This is a genomic window from Butyricicoccus pullicaecorum (assembly GCF_002160355.1).
Classification (GTDB): domain Bacteria; phylum Bacillota; class Clostridia; order Oscillospirales; family Butyricicoccaceae; genus Butyricicoccus; species Butyricicoccus pullicaecorum.
Genome location: NZ_NFKK01000017.1, coordinates 50,759 through 64,337, shown reverse-complemented (window position 1 = coordinate 64,337; position 13,579 = coordinate 50,759). Strand labels below are relative to the sequence as shown.

Sequence of the window (13,579 nt, the reverse complement as noted above, 5' to 3'; positions counted from 1 at the left end):
TTTCCAGTGTACAGGATTTAGAAGAGCGTCGGTAGTGGCTTTATCTTTTCCGACTAAATTTGGTTGCGAACGCTCGACACTTGAAGGTTAGTTTCGCCCGACCCGAATAGCAATTCGTTAAGCGTTTCCTCTATCTTCCTCGTACCAATTCCTTGATCTGCCCTTTGATTACTTCCTCGTTTAGCTGTACAATTTTCTCAGACATGGTTTGCTGTCTCCTTTCGAATGGTTAGTGTCACAACTTCATTCTACCAGAGATCTGCAAACCTTGTCTTTTTTGTTTTTGTGAAACTTATTCTACCTTATCTATGAGATAGATCTAATTCCCTGCTTGTAAAAAGAAAAAGAAGATCGGCTGCGGCAAATATATTTGCCGCAGCCGATCTTTATTCAATATATGCACTCGGATCAAAGTCCTCGTCGCTATTTTCATAGTCAGTACGCAAAATTGCTACACCGGCGTCAGCGTACTCATTCATGCGTTTTAAAAGGTCACTTCCATTATTGATTTCTGGACAAAGATAAGCAACCAATCCCTTGGCTACTGCAAAATTATCTTTGTCCACATTTCCAACTAAGCAAATATCCAGATTTTTTGTCGTAAAATCTGGAGCAGCACCAGCTCTTAGTGCAACCATAATTGCAAATGTGTACAACTGATATTTAGTTGAAAAAATATGTTTTTCATCTACCAGAAGATCATAAAAAGGTCGGTTTTCAGATGTAGTTCGAATATGGGTAGAAGGATTTATTGAAAAGAATTCTTGTTCCACCATTTTCAATATACCTCCTTACTTGCAATTACCGTCTTGGGCCAAGTTTGATCACTATGATTTTCCAGCTTATACACAGTCTTGACGTAAGGCTTTAGCTCATTTTGATATTTCTCAGTCAGGTCACCAGTAGAAACCATAAAGATCACCTGCTTGCCCATATGTGGCAAGAAACGAGTGATTGCAGCACGATGCTCATCCGAAAACAGACCAAGGGGGTTGTCAATGATAACCGGTGCGGCAAAGTTGGAGGAACGGTTCAAGCCAGCAATATAAGAAAGGCTAATCACCTTAGACTGGCCAGTTGAAGGGTTCAATGTGCGACCAGGCTCAATCTGATAGGTTTCTCCATTCGTAAGCTCAAGCAACAGACTATAATCCTTCGCAATCTTAATACCTTTGTACTTTTGGGGCGCGTTCGTAATTTGCAAGAAAACTTCGGTGGCGTACTTTTCCACGGAGGCACGTTTCTCTTCCAGCAGACGATTACGATACTCGCTGAAGACCTTTTCCAACGCGATGGTGTTTTCTAGCTTTTTCTGACACAAAGCCCCTTCTTTGTCAAGCTGGCTGAGTTCCGCAAGTTTTTCCTCTAATTGTGCAAGCTTTTCTTGGTCTTGTTCTAATACAACCCGCGTCTGCGTGCGACGCGTTTCTGCCTCCTGTTTTTTTGCCTCTGTGTTAGCAATGTTTTGAATGATACGTTCTCCCGCTTCTTCATTAAAAGAACCAATATCTTTTCGCAGGTGCTCAAACTCTTCCCTTTTGGCTGAACGCTCCTTATCTTTTTTCCAGATCTCCTCACATAGAGAAAAGTACGTGGCACGTGCCTGAAATCCATGTGGCTGGTATTGTGCGCAGGAACGAAATAGGGCACCACGCTCCTTTTCAACGAGAATGGCATCGTCTGTAATCAGATGATCGCGAATGAATGCCTGAATTTTTTCCTTGTGAGAATCTGTCATTGCTTCGCCGCATACACAGACAGGCTGCTCCATGAGACGAACCAAGTACTCTTTCACGGGCTCAGTAATGTGATATTCCAACGGTTCATCATGCGTATCCTGCTGTATTTTGGCAAAAATAGAAGCTGCCAACATGAGTGTAGCATTCTTTTGGAAACACTCAGATCGTTCTTTCTTGACACACTTCAAATCTTCCGTGAGCTGTTTGATCTCTTCGGACAATTTCTGCTTTTGGGTGACCTTTTCAGAAATTTCCTTGAAATCCTTCAGTTTATCTTCATCCTTCTGTATCTGTTCGTTAGCAGCATTGATTTCTCGCTCATACTGATCCAACAACGCTTCCTGCTTTGCAACTTTCTGATCCGCTTCTTCCTTTTGCTGTAAAATATCCTGATACTTGTTTTGGGTCTGAATCCAAGCATCCCGGTTCTTCTCAAAATCCTTTTTTAGTAAACGAAGATCTTCTACAGCGTTATCAATTTCTTTAATGCCAAGCACACGAGCAATGGCATCTTTATATTGACTTCCACTGGCTGTACTATAATCGTTGATTTTTTCGCCATCAAAAAAGAAGTACTGCGCGGCGTCTTCATGTACAAGGGAATTGATAAAGTCAGCTTTCTCATCTTCATCACTGCTTAACGGAATACCATTCTTGATCAACTCCAACGTACATTTGAAGTCTTTACTGCTCGGGGTGGCATCTAGTTTCCCACGCAAGTCAATAGAACGAGATATCTCAATCCTATCCTGGTCGTTCTCAACAAACAGAGAAACCTCAGCATGATAAGACTTCTCCAATTGCGCGTTTACATTGATAAGATCTTTAAGATCGTCGATATCTTTAGGACCATACAAACAGAACAGCACTGCTGAAAAAAAGCAGGATTTTCCCACATCATTATCAGCATAAAGAATGCTGATGTTCCGTTCGCCCTCCATAGGAAAATCAAAAATACTTTCCCCGTAATAGGCGCGATAGTTATTTATACGGAGTGAATTGAAAATCATTGATCCGAATCCTCCTGCTCACTCATCTCAGCAATAATCTGTCTGATAGGTCCGCGAGTATGACGACTTTTTTGGTACACATGATCTTTCTCCACCTGAAGGATTTCCTCAACAACACTGACATCAATATGATGTTCTTCAGCAACTTTAACAAGTAATAGATCCATCGTTTGGCCAACCTCCTTAAAAATCATACGGATTCAGCCTCCGCTGAGATAAAAACTGATCGAGTTTTTGACGTTCTTGAATTCCATTGATGGCATCTTCTACCATTAAGTTGATTCTCTGATATTGTGCGTCAATCATGGATAGTGCCAGATGACGCTCATTATCATTGGTTCGGGCAGAAAGGATAGGATAGACCAGGTAATCGTAAATCCTGGCGGAGGTTTTTCCCGAGGCAGTACGAAGAACACGACCGCGACGTTGAATAAACTGACGTTCAGAGGTTGAAGAACTGATAAACACAGCAACATCACAAGCGGGAATATCGATACCTTCATCTAAACATCCGACAGCTAGTAAAATTTTACGGATTCCCTGCCGAAACTCCTTCAGGATTGTTGGCCGTTCTTTTTGTGCATCCAGCTCACCAGTGTATTTGAAGTAATATTTGCCTATACGGTCTAACTCTTGTCCAAGTTTATCCAAGTGGTGCAAATCATCCCCATAAATAAGAACGCGCGCAGTGGGCGGAATCTCGTTAAAAATTATCTGTAGAGTTTGTACCTTTTGATTATTCTTCTTGAGCAGTTTGGCACGATCACGGTAATGACCTTCTATGCGTTGACGCAGCCGGAGTTGCTCCTTCTCGTTTTCTTCCTGTTCCAGCGTGCGCTGGAGCTGCATAATTTCCTTAGAAAATTCTTTATATGATTCCCAATCCTCTTCCGGCATAGCACAAGGTAGAATTCTATATTGGTATTCCACTAAATAATGCTCACGTTGTGCATCCCTAATTGAGAATTCAAATGTATTTTGATGATAAAAATCAAAAATTTTTTCGGATCCGATCTCATCAAAGTTTCGGCGCGGAGTAGCGCTAAGACCAATACGGTATGCCGGATTCAATTCCATAAGAGTTTGAGATTTTGGAGCACCAATATTGTGGACTTCATCGCAGATCATAGCAAATTGTTCTGGTTTCGCCAATCTCCACTTTGCCATATAGTAGTCTCCCTGCGCAGAATCATAGGTAGAAATAACCACCACTTGTTCTGGAAAACGTGCTTGTGTTAGGGATTTCAGTAATTCCTTGTGTCCACGATAAGGAGACCCACACTTAATAATAGGTGTGTTAGGATAAAACAAGTGAACATCTGCTTCCCATTGCTCTACCAGTTCCAGGCTTGGAACGCAGATCAGGAGAAGTTTCCAAGTATCAATTTGGCTAATCGCATACATCGCCGCTTTGGTTTTGCCCGACCCCGTTGCCATCATAAAAAGACAGGAAAAGTTCTTTTGCAAAAAAGCATTTTTAGCATCCTCTTGGCAGGAACGCGGCTTGAAATTAGGGTGGATTCCAGCAGATACGCGATAAATGTAGTCGACTGGATGTTCTGGCGCATTTTGAATCAACTTCAGACGAGATGCTTTGGGAAAGTCGAATGTCACAATATTCCCGGCGGTTCCATCCCACAATCTTTCAAAACGCTGGATTTTCTGTTCTACTCGAGATTGTAGTGCCGGAATCCAATTTTGAGAGACCTCGAAAGACTCCTCGTTATTGATCCATCCTCCAAGCGTTTCGTTTACAGATCCCAAGAAGGAAACTGCATTTTCATCTGCGTCCTTAAAAATACCAAATTTTTCATGAAACAATCGATATGCACCTGGAGTATTTGGATCCTTACGAAGGCATACTCTAATGTCCAATCGATTATTTTTAATAAGCCAACAGAGATTCTTAATGTTTGCAATATTCAGATCGATAAGTTCCTGGGTAGCAGGGGCAATTTTGTCTTCTAACAATTGGCGGATATCATAACCGAGCGCAATTTGGCGTTCATCCTCTGGGCTTACATTCACACTGCAGACAATGCGCATCCGCCCGCCGTTTTGAATAAAGGGATACAAACCATTGGTGATGTAGCAAAAGATGGAAGAATGAAAATACCCAACAGCGCGGCAATATTCAATGCTTTCTTCCATGCAGGGCACATAGAATTCTTTGATCAGATCATTTTCCCCGCTCCAATAAGTGTCTTGAAATGACACTGTACGTAGGCTCATGCTATCAACCCCTTTTAGAAAATTATATCAGAACAGCTCTTTTAGGAATGCTTCCACTTGATCAACAGTATTTTCCGCAGATAGCGAAATGCGCAAAACCCTAGACACAGCATCTTCTCTACCGATTGCCTGCAAAACATGAGAAGGCATGCCAGCAGTACACGCAGACCCGGTAGAAACTGCAAATTTTGTGCTAATGCGCTTCACAAAGCGCTCGTTGTCAAAATCGTCGAGGTTTACGATCAAGCTTATAACCCCCGGAAGATGATGTCCCGGGTCTCCCAAAAGTTCTAGATGCTCGCTAGATGCAATAATCTTTTTTGCTGCCTGCTCCAGTTTCTGAATGCAGGCCATCTGCTGCTGTTGGTTTGCAATGGCCAATTCAGCAGCTTTTCCAAAGCCAACAATGTTGTGAACCGCTAGTGTACCAGCACGCAGGCCGTGCTCCTGCTCACCGCCATGCATAAAAGCACTCATCGGAGGGAGGCCATAATCATCTCCGCGAATATATGCGGCCCCTACACCCTTTGGTCCGTGGAACTTATGAGCAGATAGAGACAAAAAATCTACCTTTGTTTGTTCAACATTGATTGGCAGTTTTCCGGCTATTTGCGTGGCATCGGCATGAAGCAATACGCGATGCTTGTGTGCAACAGTAGTCAAAGCGTCCATATCGTTTAGAGAACCAATTTCATTGTTCGCCCATATAAAGGATGCCAAGGTAGTTGTGGGACGTATAGCCTTTTCAAAGGACTCTGGTGTCACCTGACCATACTTGTTTACATCCAAGAAAGTGACTTCATAACCGCGATCCACTTTGGAAACTTTATCAAACAGCGAAAAAGTTGCATCCTGATTAGAATAAATGTCACCGTTCAAAAAGCGACAAGTATTTAATGTAGCGTGATGTTCTACTTTGGATGTAATAATATGGTTGCCTTTTTTTTCATAGTGTTTTTTGTAGTCTGCTACACCTTTGATAATCATATTGCTACTCTCTGTGGAACCACAGGTAAAAATGATTTCTTCCGGCTTGGCATGAATTAACTTAGCAACCCAGTTCCGGCTGTTTTCCACGGCATCAGCAGCATGGGCAGCAAGCAGATAATACTTGCTGGACGGATTCCCATACTCTTCTTGTAGGTAAGGGCGCATCGCCTCAAACACTTCCTGAGCGATAGGAGAGGTAGCACTATTGTCTAAATAAATCATACAGTATCACCAACACCAAGGGCTTCCAGCACATATTTATCCAGGTCGCCAGCGTGCTTATAGCGGGATTCCAGAAGAATTGCCCCGCGATCTATATGGGCTTTGATATATTTAGGAAAGTATTCCTCATTGCTTAAATGACGGCCTTCTGCCTGTTCAATTAGAACTTTGAAGTAATCGTCATATTCCCCAGTAATCGTTTGACGATTAAGTTCAAGTCCCTCGTTGTCACTACTGAACGATGTGATTTTGCCTTGTTCTTTTAAAGACCAAGCGATCGCATGTTTGACTAGTGTGTACGGCTTTAAGGAGGTGCTTTTCCCAATTTCTGCAAAAATTTGCTGCGTTTTTTGGGAAGTTTTAAGTTTAAAAATCATGCCTTTGTCCCCTTAAAATAACCTGGTTTTACGGAGGTGCATCCCTGCTCCACATTGTACTCAAGGAGATACTCGTGTGCAATGTGTGGCTGGATGATTGCGCGATATGAGCCCACCACCTCTTCGTCGGTGGAAAGAATAATCACTTGACCGCTAATGTTTGGGAAAAACACGGCTGCAATCTGTTCGCGATGTTCTGTGTCGATGCGCGCAAAGGGCGTATCAATAATGAACGGAACAACCTGATTGGAAGTTTTGATGATCGCCCAATACAGCGAGAGAATGAAAACCTGTTTTTCGCCTTTGGATAGCTGATTGAGTTCCACACGATTGTATAGTGGAAGTTCTATATCGTCCTGAAGAGAGATTTGATCTGTGACAATTTTTCCAGAAAAATACCGACGTAAATCATCGATAGAGTCATTTGTTAACAGATGTGCGGCTTCTCTAAGTCCAGCATTCCCCAATCGTTTTTCTAAGGCCTCCACTCCGATATTGTTGGCTAAGAGCAGCAAGTCTCGTGTTATATAGGTCTGCTTCTTATAGAGGTTTACGTTGAAATTATCATCCAGCTCAATAAGCTGTACAAAGTTTTCTTTACGGATGATCTTATTAAACATCTCGAGTGTCAGAGATTCAATCTGGTGGAACTTCTCCTTCGTTACATCAGAAATCATGCGCTGCATAACTTGACTAATACGGCTGGTAAACTCATGCGCAGTGCGGTCCTTCGCTTTGGCCAGCAATGCTTTACGTAAGCGTTCAACCAGAGCCTTTTGATCTGTGATCATTGCCTCCAACTCCGCAATTTGTTTGTCCAGAGTTTCCAGACTATCCTCATAAGCAGCAATGCGTTCGGTCAGGAATTTCACTCTTTCAAAGTAGACGGCGGCGTCCACAGAAGGTAATGCCTCTCGAATCTTTTTGCTGATCTCTTCGTATTTTTGTGAAGCCTTTTTCTTGTCTGCGACAACTTTAAGCAATTGAGCCGCTTCTTCTTCAGCAAAATGCTGCGTTCTGACAATGTCGCTGACGACCTGACTTTCTTGTTCCTGAGACAGGTCGTGGATGGAGGTGAAACACTCCAAAGGAAAGGTAGGCAACGCTTTTTCCGCAATCCCATTAGAAATTGCCTGTGCCAATGCAGGAACCTGCGCAACATCACAAACAGGCTGCTGTTCCAAGACATTCTGAATAGTTTGGACATCCAACAAATTGCAGATGATCTGATACTGACGAACCGCCTGTTCATCTTTAAGCTGCTTATAAGCAACGGCAGCAAGATCTCTTGTGATGTAAAGCGGCATCATAGATTCTACGAACTCTCGAATTCGCTTTGCCTTATCACCCTTTACACGCTCTTGCGTTGCGCGCTGTGCTTCAAGCTGTTCTTGTTCTTGCACGGTCAGCCCACCAGAACGCTCAAACTGATGGTCAAGAGATTCTTTTTCTTCCTGAGTAGAAAGCAGCTGCGCAGCTAACTGCTGCTTTTGTGCTTCCAAGTCTGAGCTTCTGACCATATAAGTCGAAAGATTGGTCTCTTCCTGTTCTACTAATTTAGCAACCTTATCGTAATCTTCGTTATCCTCTTCTTCCCCGATATAAGAATCACAAAACTTCTGTATAATATTAAAAGTGTCATAACCACTTAAAGTTAAAACTGCATTTTTGATATAATTACTGTAATTTCCCGTTGCAAAAAAATCGCCAATTTTTTCGCCGTCGAAAAAGAAGAAATCAAATAAATTTGGGGGAATGATTGAGAACAAATAGTTCTGAAAAAAATCTAGATTCTTGTCAGCAAGAAGCTGATGATCTTTGTATACGGTATAACTTTCCTGAAGTCGCTTTTCGATAAAGGACCATTCGCGACGGATAGTATATAGTGTGTGTACACGATCCGTGGGGAGGTCAATCTCTACTTCGACATAGGCCTTCACATTATCAGATAAAAACGCATCATGGTTGATCAGCTCTTTGATTCGCGCGGTATAACGGTTGTTTTTGTCTTGAAAGCGGAAACACTGAGGCCCATATAAAGCCAGTTTGATAGCGGTGAAAAAAGAGGTCTTTCCTGCACCATTATTTCCACCAATCAGAACAATATTTTGCTTATCGTGGGTGTCCAATGTAATCGTATTTTCTCCCACATAAGAGCTGAAATTATAGAGTGTCACTCTGTTGATCTTCATTCCTGGTTCCTTCCTGCACATTCACCAATTCAGCTTCCTGAAGCCATTGCTGCGTAACAGCTTTTCGGAGAGAGTCGCGAAGAATGCGAGTATTCGAGAAAAATTTGGTTTTGTTTGTTCTAAAAATCATGCTTTTCATCAGGTCCATAGGAACCAAGAATTCATCGGCATACATTTCCAGCTTTTTACAGGTTTCTTCATCAAAGACAGGATGTTTTAATTCGTCCCAAGGCAAATGTTCTCCCATTTCATCATAATAGAGATCTACCAGTACACGACAACTCAAATCCTGCTCTTCATCCCAAATGCGGTCAATCGCGCGAAGCTCATCGATAGTGATAAGCTCATAGTTCATCTGCTTCTGCGTCTGCAGAAGACGACGCAAAATCATTTGACGAGCTTCCCAGGTAAACGGACCAAAGCCAAGCTGATTTTGAGAAGTGCGATATACGCTTCCATCACGGCGTTTTTTTTCACGATACTCAGGTACATCACGAATACTCATGAGCCATTTTCTGAATTCGGCTAGCGGAATCAATTCACGGTGTCCAGAGCGGATGAAACCATTCAAAGAACGATCTTCCTGTACAACTGTACAAATCCAGCATCCAAATCTGGACTTACCACAAGACTGTTGCTGATCATCTTTGGAAGAATATCCCGCAAACGGGCACTCACCGCTGTCTGCATCGGAATACAATTCAATTAACTGAGAATTATCTCCCCCCCAAGCATTCTTTCGATTATTGGACATCAAAATGTCCCAGACATCATCGGTAGATAAAGAAACGATAGGGGGATATACATAGGCTTCTTTGATCGTTTCATGGCGATTCAAAAGGCGATCTGCCAATTCTCTGCCTTCGATGCGCCGCTTTCTGGCAGCACTTTCAGCCTTACGCACGCCCAGAATAAAAACGATCTCTGTATGTTGTTTCTTAATGATATTTTCTACAAACTGTCCACTGGGAGCAATCTTCAAACGGTCGGTGCACCAACGGAATGTGCCGTTTAAACGCGGCGTTGGAAAGCCTCTTCCAATTACATTGGCCCAGAAAGAAGTGTCTGGATCTGGGGTTACCTTATTCACAGAGAGTGGTAAATGATCCCGTTTGGCTGCTTCTCGCAATAATTGAAGCATGTTATCTAAGTAGATTTCAATCAGTGGGTTTTCCACAAGCGTATCGGATGAAACAATATAGACTGTTTTGTGTCGTTCCTCAGGGTGTAAATTCTTCAACATTTGGTATACCAAATGCACAACAACCGTAGAGTCTTTTCCTCCACTATATCCAATAACCCAAGGACGTTTATCCGATTTGTATACGTACTCTATTTCTTCAAGTAGGCCCTTGACCAAAGGCTTCCCATTGTATTCTTTCATGTGTGACCTTTGCTCCCTTTAGAAGTCTTTGGATTGTATAGGAAAATGGAATATATTTCTCATTATAAAGAAAACAATATCCTTTCCTATACTATATTATTATTTAGTATATCATTTTACCGAAAAAAAATCCACCTTGACGGGTCAAAAAACTACACCTTGTCCCCGCGCCGTTAAATTCATGATAATCTCTTATAATTTCTTTTGAATAGAAGTGACACAAATATTGTTAAACGAGAAAAAACATCGTTTTCATGCATACGATCTGGAAAGGTAGTTCTATACAGACATTTGAACGCATAGCCACGACTACGGATATCCACTATTCTTCAAAGCGATTGCCAACGGAATATGGACATACACAGACACGCTAAAACGCCAATAACAAAACAACATGCATTGCGTATATATCCACGAGCTCTGTCCAATTTTCTGAACAAACCAAGACACATGAAGCTAGATTAAACTTTACAAACTTTCTATTTCGGACCTATATAATCAAAGCTATTAAAGAAGTGGAATTTCCTTTTGAAATCATTTCCATTTATTTACATTATAGCATTTTGTATGTACGTTAAAAGGGACTCAATTGTGTATCCCCTTATCAAAATAGAAAACGTATGATTCAAACTATGTATACCTTCTGAACTAAACATAAAATAATATTTATTTCCTAATTCTTGAGGTAAATGTGTCTATCAGCTATCGCAACACTCCTCTGACGAGATCCAGAAGGTACCTGAATCCGCACAGGCCGCTGGCCGTTCACACTGGTAGCCATCAGTAATCTGGACTGGAATCACGACATATTTTTTGAGACTATCCACAACTCCTCATCGGGAAGATTAAACAACAGAGAGCGAAATTAACGAAGTCCCTTGTTGGCGAGGAATCACCAGGTACTCTCTGGCAGAGCTGTGGTTGTTTGCTCTTTATGCCACCTATTTAGATAGATCTATTTTCCTTTATAAAAAGTATATCCTGTTCCTACGGTTTTCCGGAACAAAGAAGTACATGTTTTCCTATGAACTGAAGAACCAGCTGAAGCATATGTATTTCTGCCAAATCCGAGTAATTAGCGGTAAAACACACAGCTACAGGCCTTTGTTAGTTCCTGAGTAGGTAAGGTAACTCCTCCTTCCGTCAGGCTGTGTTCTTTGTATAGACGTGTTAAAAATTAGTATGTCTGGCTCGAAAAAACACCTTGCTTCTCAGGTACAATACCCCAAACACAAAAAAGCCCTTCTGGATAAGCGGCACAGAATACCGTAGGTTCGAGTCCTGTCATCATAGTATTTCTTCTTTCACTGTGCTATAATCTCTGTAATAAGCCAAACAAGAAAGGGCATATCGCGACATTATACGTTTCATATCTTGATTGCAAACCGTTTGAGGGAAGGTTTATTATCATGGCTATTCTATACTTTTCCGATATTCTAAAAAAAGTTGGGTTAGAACCCGCAAAAGTGAAATTGATCCGGCATGCTTTAACAGACAAAGGCTTTCGGACGTGCTATGATCAAAAGATGGTCTTGGAATACACACGTCAACAAAAATGTAGTTTCAGCAAGGGTTATGACTATTGGTGCGTATTTATCAGCGGAAAAGGAACCTTAGCTAAACTATTTGCTTGTTATAAAGTCAACGGCAGCGTCCCGGACACCCCTGATGTCATGCCGCAAGGCTTTCCCTATCCCGAATGGTTCCGAGGCGAAGGCGCTTATTTCGATTTGCAATATGTCGATTTGTTGCAGGACTATGAAAACAGACTAACCATTGATTGGGGCAGTTCTACACGCATGTGGCATCAAAAAGGAACAACCGAAAAGCCCATTGTTTCCATTCAAGCAGACGAAAAGAAAGTATTCTCTGGCTTTGAAAACTTAATTCTTACCTATGATAATTTAAAAGAAATCATTTCCAACCCAACCGTTTATGAGTCGTGGCACACCGCCCTCTCTTCGGTAAATGCCATTTATTTAATCGTTGATCGAGAAACCGGAAAACAATATATTGGATCAGCATACGGAAAAAATGGCTTACTTGGGCGCTGGACTTGCTATGTAAACTCACTCCATGGACATGACAAATTGATAAAAGAGTTGATCTGTGCTTATCCCGAAAGATATCACCAATTTCAATTCTCAATTCTACAAATTTTGCCGAAAACAATTACCGATGATGAAGTAATTCAAATTGAGCGCTTGTACAAGAGAAAACTTCTCACCATCCCCTTTGGTTTAAATGATAATTAAAAAGACAATACAAGGAGCACTCTCTTATGATTCGAGAAATCTGTAAAGACGAAACTTTCTTAGCCCAAAAGGCCGAGCCTGCAACCCCGGACGATCTGTCCATCGCTGCCGATCTGCTGGAAACCCTGGAACACCACAAGGACGGCTGTGTCGGCATGGCGGCCAACATGATCGGTGTCAACAAGCGCATCATCGCGTTTGACAACGAGGGCACCTATATGGTCATGTTCAACCCAGAAATCGTCAAGAAATCCCAGCCCTACCAGACCGAAGAGGGCTGTCTGTCGCTGACCGGCATCCGTCCCACAAAGCGCTGGCAGTCCATCAAAGTGCGCTACCAGAATGAAAAATTTCAGGAGCGCTTCAAGACCTTCACGGGCTGGACGGCGCAGATCATCCAGCACGAAATCGACCACTGTGAGGGCATTATCATCTAAAAGGAGGCTCGTCCATGTTCCAAAACCGTGTTGTCGTCGTGACCGGCGGTGCCAAGGGCATCGGCAAGACCATCGCGGATGAATTCCGCAAGGCCGGTGCGCACGTATGCGTGATCGACCTGCTGGAAAACGACTATTTTGTCGGCGATCTGGCCGATCAGACCGTGCTCGATGCCTTTGCAGACAAGGTCATCGCAGACTATGGCCGGGTAGACGTGCTCGTCAACAATGCTCTGCCGCTCATGAAAGGCATTGACGAATGCACCTACGAACAGTTCAACTATGCGCTGCGCGTCGGTGTCACCGCACCGTTCTATCTGACCAAGCGCTTTGCGCCCTATTTTGCGCCCGGTGCATCGGTCATCAACATTTCTTCCTCTCGCGACCGCATGAGCCAGCCCCAGACCGAGAGCTACACCGCGGCCAAGGGCGGTATCTCCGCGCTGACCCACGCGCTTGCGGTCAGTCTTGCGGGCAAAGTCCGGGTTAACTCCATCTCTCCCGGCTGGATTGACACCGATTTCACCGTATATGACGGCGCGGACGCTATCCAGCATCCTGCTGGCCGAGTGGGCAATCCGCTGGATATCGCCAACATGGTGCTCTTCCTGTGCTCGGACAAGGCAGGCTTTATCACTGGCGAAAATATCTGCATTGACGGCGGTATGACCCGTCAGATGATCTACCACAACGATTTTGGCTGGAAATTACAAACAGACTAAAGACAAAGGCCGTCTGCGC

11 protein-coding genes are annotated in these 13,579 nt (G+C 42.9%); 3 read left to right on the top strand and 8 right to left on the bottom strand.

Annotated elements, in window-relative coordinates; genetic code table 11:
- Positions 1–386: 386 nt before the first annotated feature.
- The 8 genes from B5F17_RS11850 to dndC are packed head-to-tail and all read right to left on the bottom strand — an operon-like array spanning position 387 to position 10,146.
- The gene (locus B5F17_RS11850) at positions 387–776 is read right to left on the bottom strand and encodes a hypothetical protein (protein ID WP_087374106.1); all 390 of its coding nucleotides are present in this window, start codon (positions 774–776) and stop codon (positions 387–389) included.
- A gap of 2 nt (positions 777–778) precedes the next feature.
- Positions 779–2,749: an AAA family ATPase gene (locus B5F17_RS11845; protein WP_087374104.1), complete on the bottom strand. Its 1,971-nt coding sequence runs from the start codon at positions 2,747–2,749 to the stop codon at positions 779–781.
- Positions 2,746–2,943: a DNA modification system-associated small protein gene (locus B5F17_RS11840; RefSeq protein WP_087374102.1), complete on the bottom strand. Its 198-nt coding sequence runs from the start codon at positions 2,941–2,943 to the stop codon at positions 2,746–2,748. Before B5F17_RS11840 ends, B5F17_RS11845 begins: the two co-directional genes overlap by 4 nt.
- Entirely contained in the window at positions 2,933–4,981 is a 2,049-nt protein-coding gene (locus B5F17_RS11835) for a DEAD/DEAH box helicase family protein (RefSeq protein ID WP_087374100.1), read from the bottom strand. Before B5F17_RS11835 ends, B5F17_RS11840 begins: the two co-directional genes overlap by 11 nt.
- A gap of 27 nt (positions 4,982–5,008) precedes the next feature.
- Complete coding sequence (locus tag B5F17_RS11830) at positions 5,009–6,193, bottom strand: cysteine desulfurase family protein (RefSeq protein ID WP_087374099.1); 1,185 nt, start codon at positions 6,191–6,193, stop codon at positions 5,009–5,011.
- Positions 6,190–6,570, bottom strand: coding sequence for a DndE family protein (locus B5F17_RS11825; RefSeq protein WP_087374096.1), 381 nt, complete (start codon positions 6,568–6,570; stop codon positions 6,190–6,192). Before B5F17_RS11825 ends, B5F17_RS11830 begins: the two co-directional genes overlap by 4 nt.
- Positions 6,567–8,762, bottom strand: coding sequence for an AAA family ATPase (locus tag B5F17_RS11820; protein WP_162608173.1), 2,196 nt, complete (start codon positions 8,760–8,762; stop codon positions 6,567–6,569). The genes B5F17_RS11825 and B5F17_RS11820 overlap by 4 nt, the downstream gene beginning before the upstream one ends.
- Entirely contained in the window at positions 8,734–10,146 is a 1,413-nt protein-coding gene (dndC, locus tag B5F17_RS11815; RefSeq protein ID WP_087374091.1) for a DNA phosphorothioation system sulfurtransferase DndC, read from the bottom strand. The genes B5F17_RS11820 and dndC overlap by 29 nt, the downstream gene beginning before the upstream one ends.
- Positions 10,147–11,555: 1,409 nt before the next feature.
- Here dndC and B5F17_RS11810 point away from each other — a divergent pair.
- From B5F17_RS11810 to B5F17_RS11800, 3 genes are read left to right on the top strand one after another with little or no spacing between them, the layout of a single operon-like run.
- Entirely contained in the window at positions 11,556–12,401 is an 846-nt protein-coding gene (locus B5F17_RS11810) for a GIY-YIG nuclease family protein (RefSeq protein WP_087374089.1), read from the top strand.
- A gap of 26 nt (positions 12,402–12,427) precedes the next feature.
- Complete coding sequence (locus B5F17_RS11805) at positions 12,428–12,838, top strand: peptide deformylase (protein WP_087374087.1); 411 nt, start codon at positions 12,428–12,430, stop codon at positions 12,836–12,838.
- 14 nt (positions 12,839–12,852) lie between these two features.
- Positions 12,853–13,560 carry an SDR family oxidoreductase gene (locus B5F17_RS11800; protein ID WP_016148559.1) on the top strand — a complete coding sequence of 236 codons (708 nt, stop codon included), beginning with the start codon at positions 12,853–12,855 and terminating at the stop codon, positions 13,558–13,560.
- Positions 13,561–13,579: the final 19 nt, after the last annotated feature.

Coding starts and splice junctions, on each gene's coding strand:
- B5F17_RS11850 (WP_087374106.1), bottom strand. CDS start 776: ATGGTGGAACAAGAATTCTTTTCAATAAATCCTTCTACCCATATTCGA.
- B5F17_RS11845 (WP_087374104.1), bottom strand. CDS start 2,749: ATGATTTTCAATTCACTCCGTATAAATAACTATCGCGCCTATTACGGG.
- B5F17_RS11840 (WP_087374102.1), bottom strand. CDS start 2,943: ATGATTTTTAAGGAGGTTGGCCAAACGATGGATCTATTACTTGTTAAA.
- B5F17_RS11835 (WP_087374100.1), bottom strand. CDS start 4,981: ATGAGCCTACGTACAGTGTCATTTCAAGACACTTATTGGAGCGGGGAA.
- B5F17_RS11830 (WP_087374099.1), bottom strand. CDS start 6,193: ATGATTTATTTAGACAATAGTGCTACCTCTCCTATCGCTCAGGAAGTG.
- B5F17_RS11825 (WP_087374096.1), bottom strand. CDS start 6,570: ATGATTTTTAAACTTAAAACTTCCCAAAAAACGCAGCAAATTTTTGCA.
- B5F17_RS11820 (WP_162608173.1), bottom strand. CDS start 8,762: ATGAAGATCAACAGAGTGACACTCTATAATTTCAGCTCTTATGTGGGA.
- dndC (WP_087374091.1), bottom strand. CDS start 10,146: ATGAAAGAATACAATGGGAAGCCTTTGGTCAAGGGCCTACTTGAAGAA.
- B5F17_RS11810 (WP_087374089.1), top strand. CDS start 11,556: ATGGCTATTCTATACTTTTCCGATATTCTAAAAAAAGTTGGGTTAGAA.
- B5F17_RS11805 (WP_087374087.1), top strand. CDS start 12,428: ATGATTCGAGAAATCTGTAAAGACGAAACTTTCTTAGCCCAAAAGGCC.
- B5F17_RS11800 (WP_016148559.1), top strand. CDS start 12,853: ATGTTCCAAAACCGTGTTGTCGTCGTGACCGGCGGTGCCAAGGGCATC.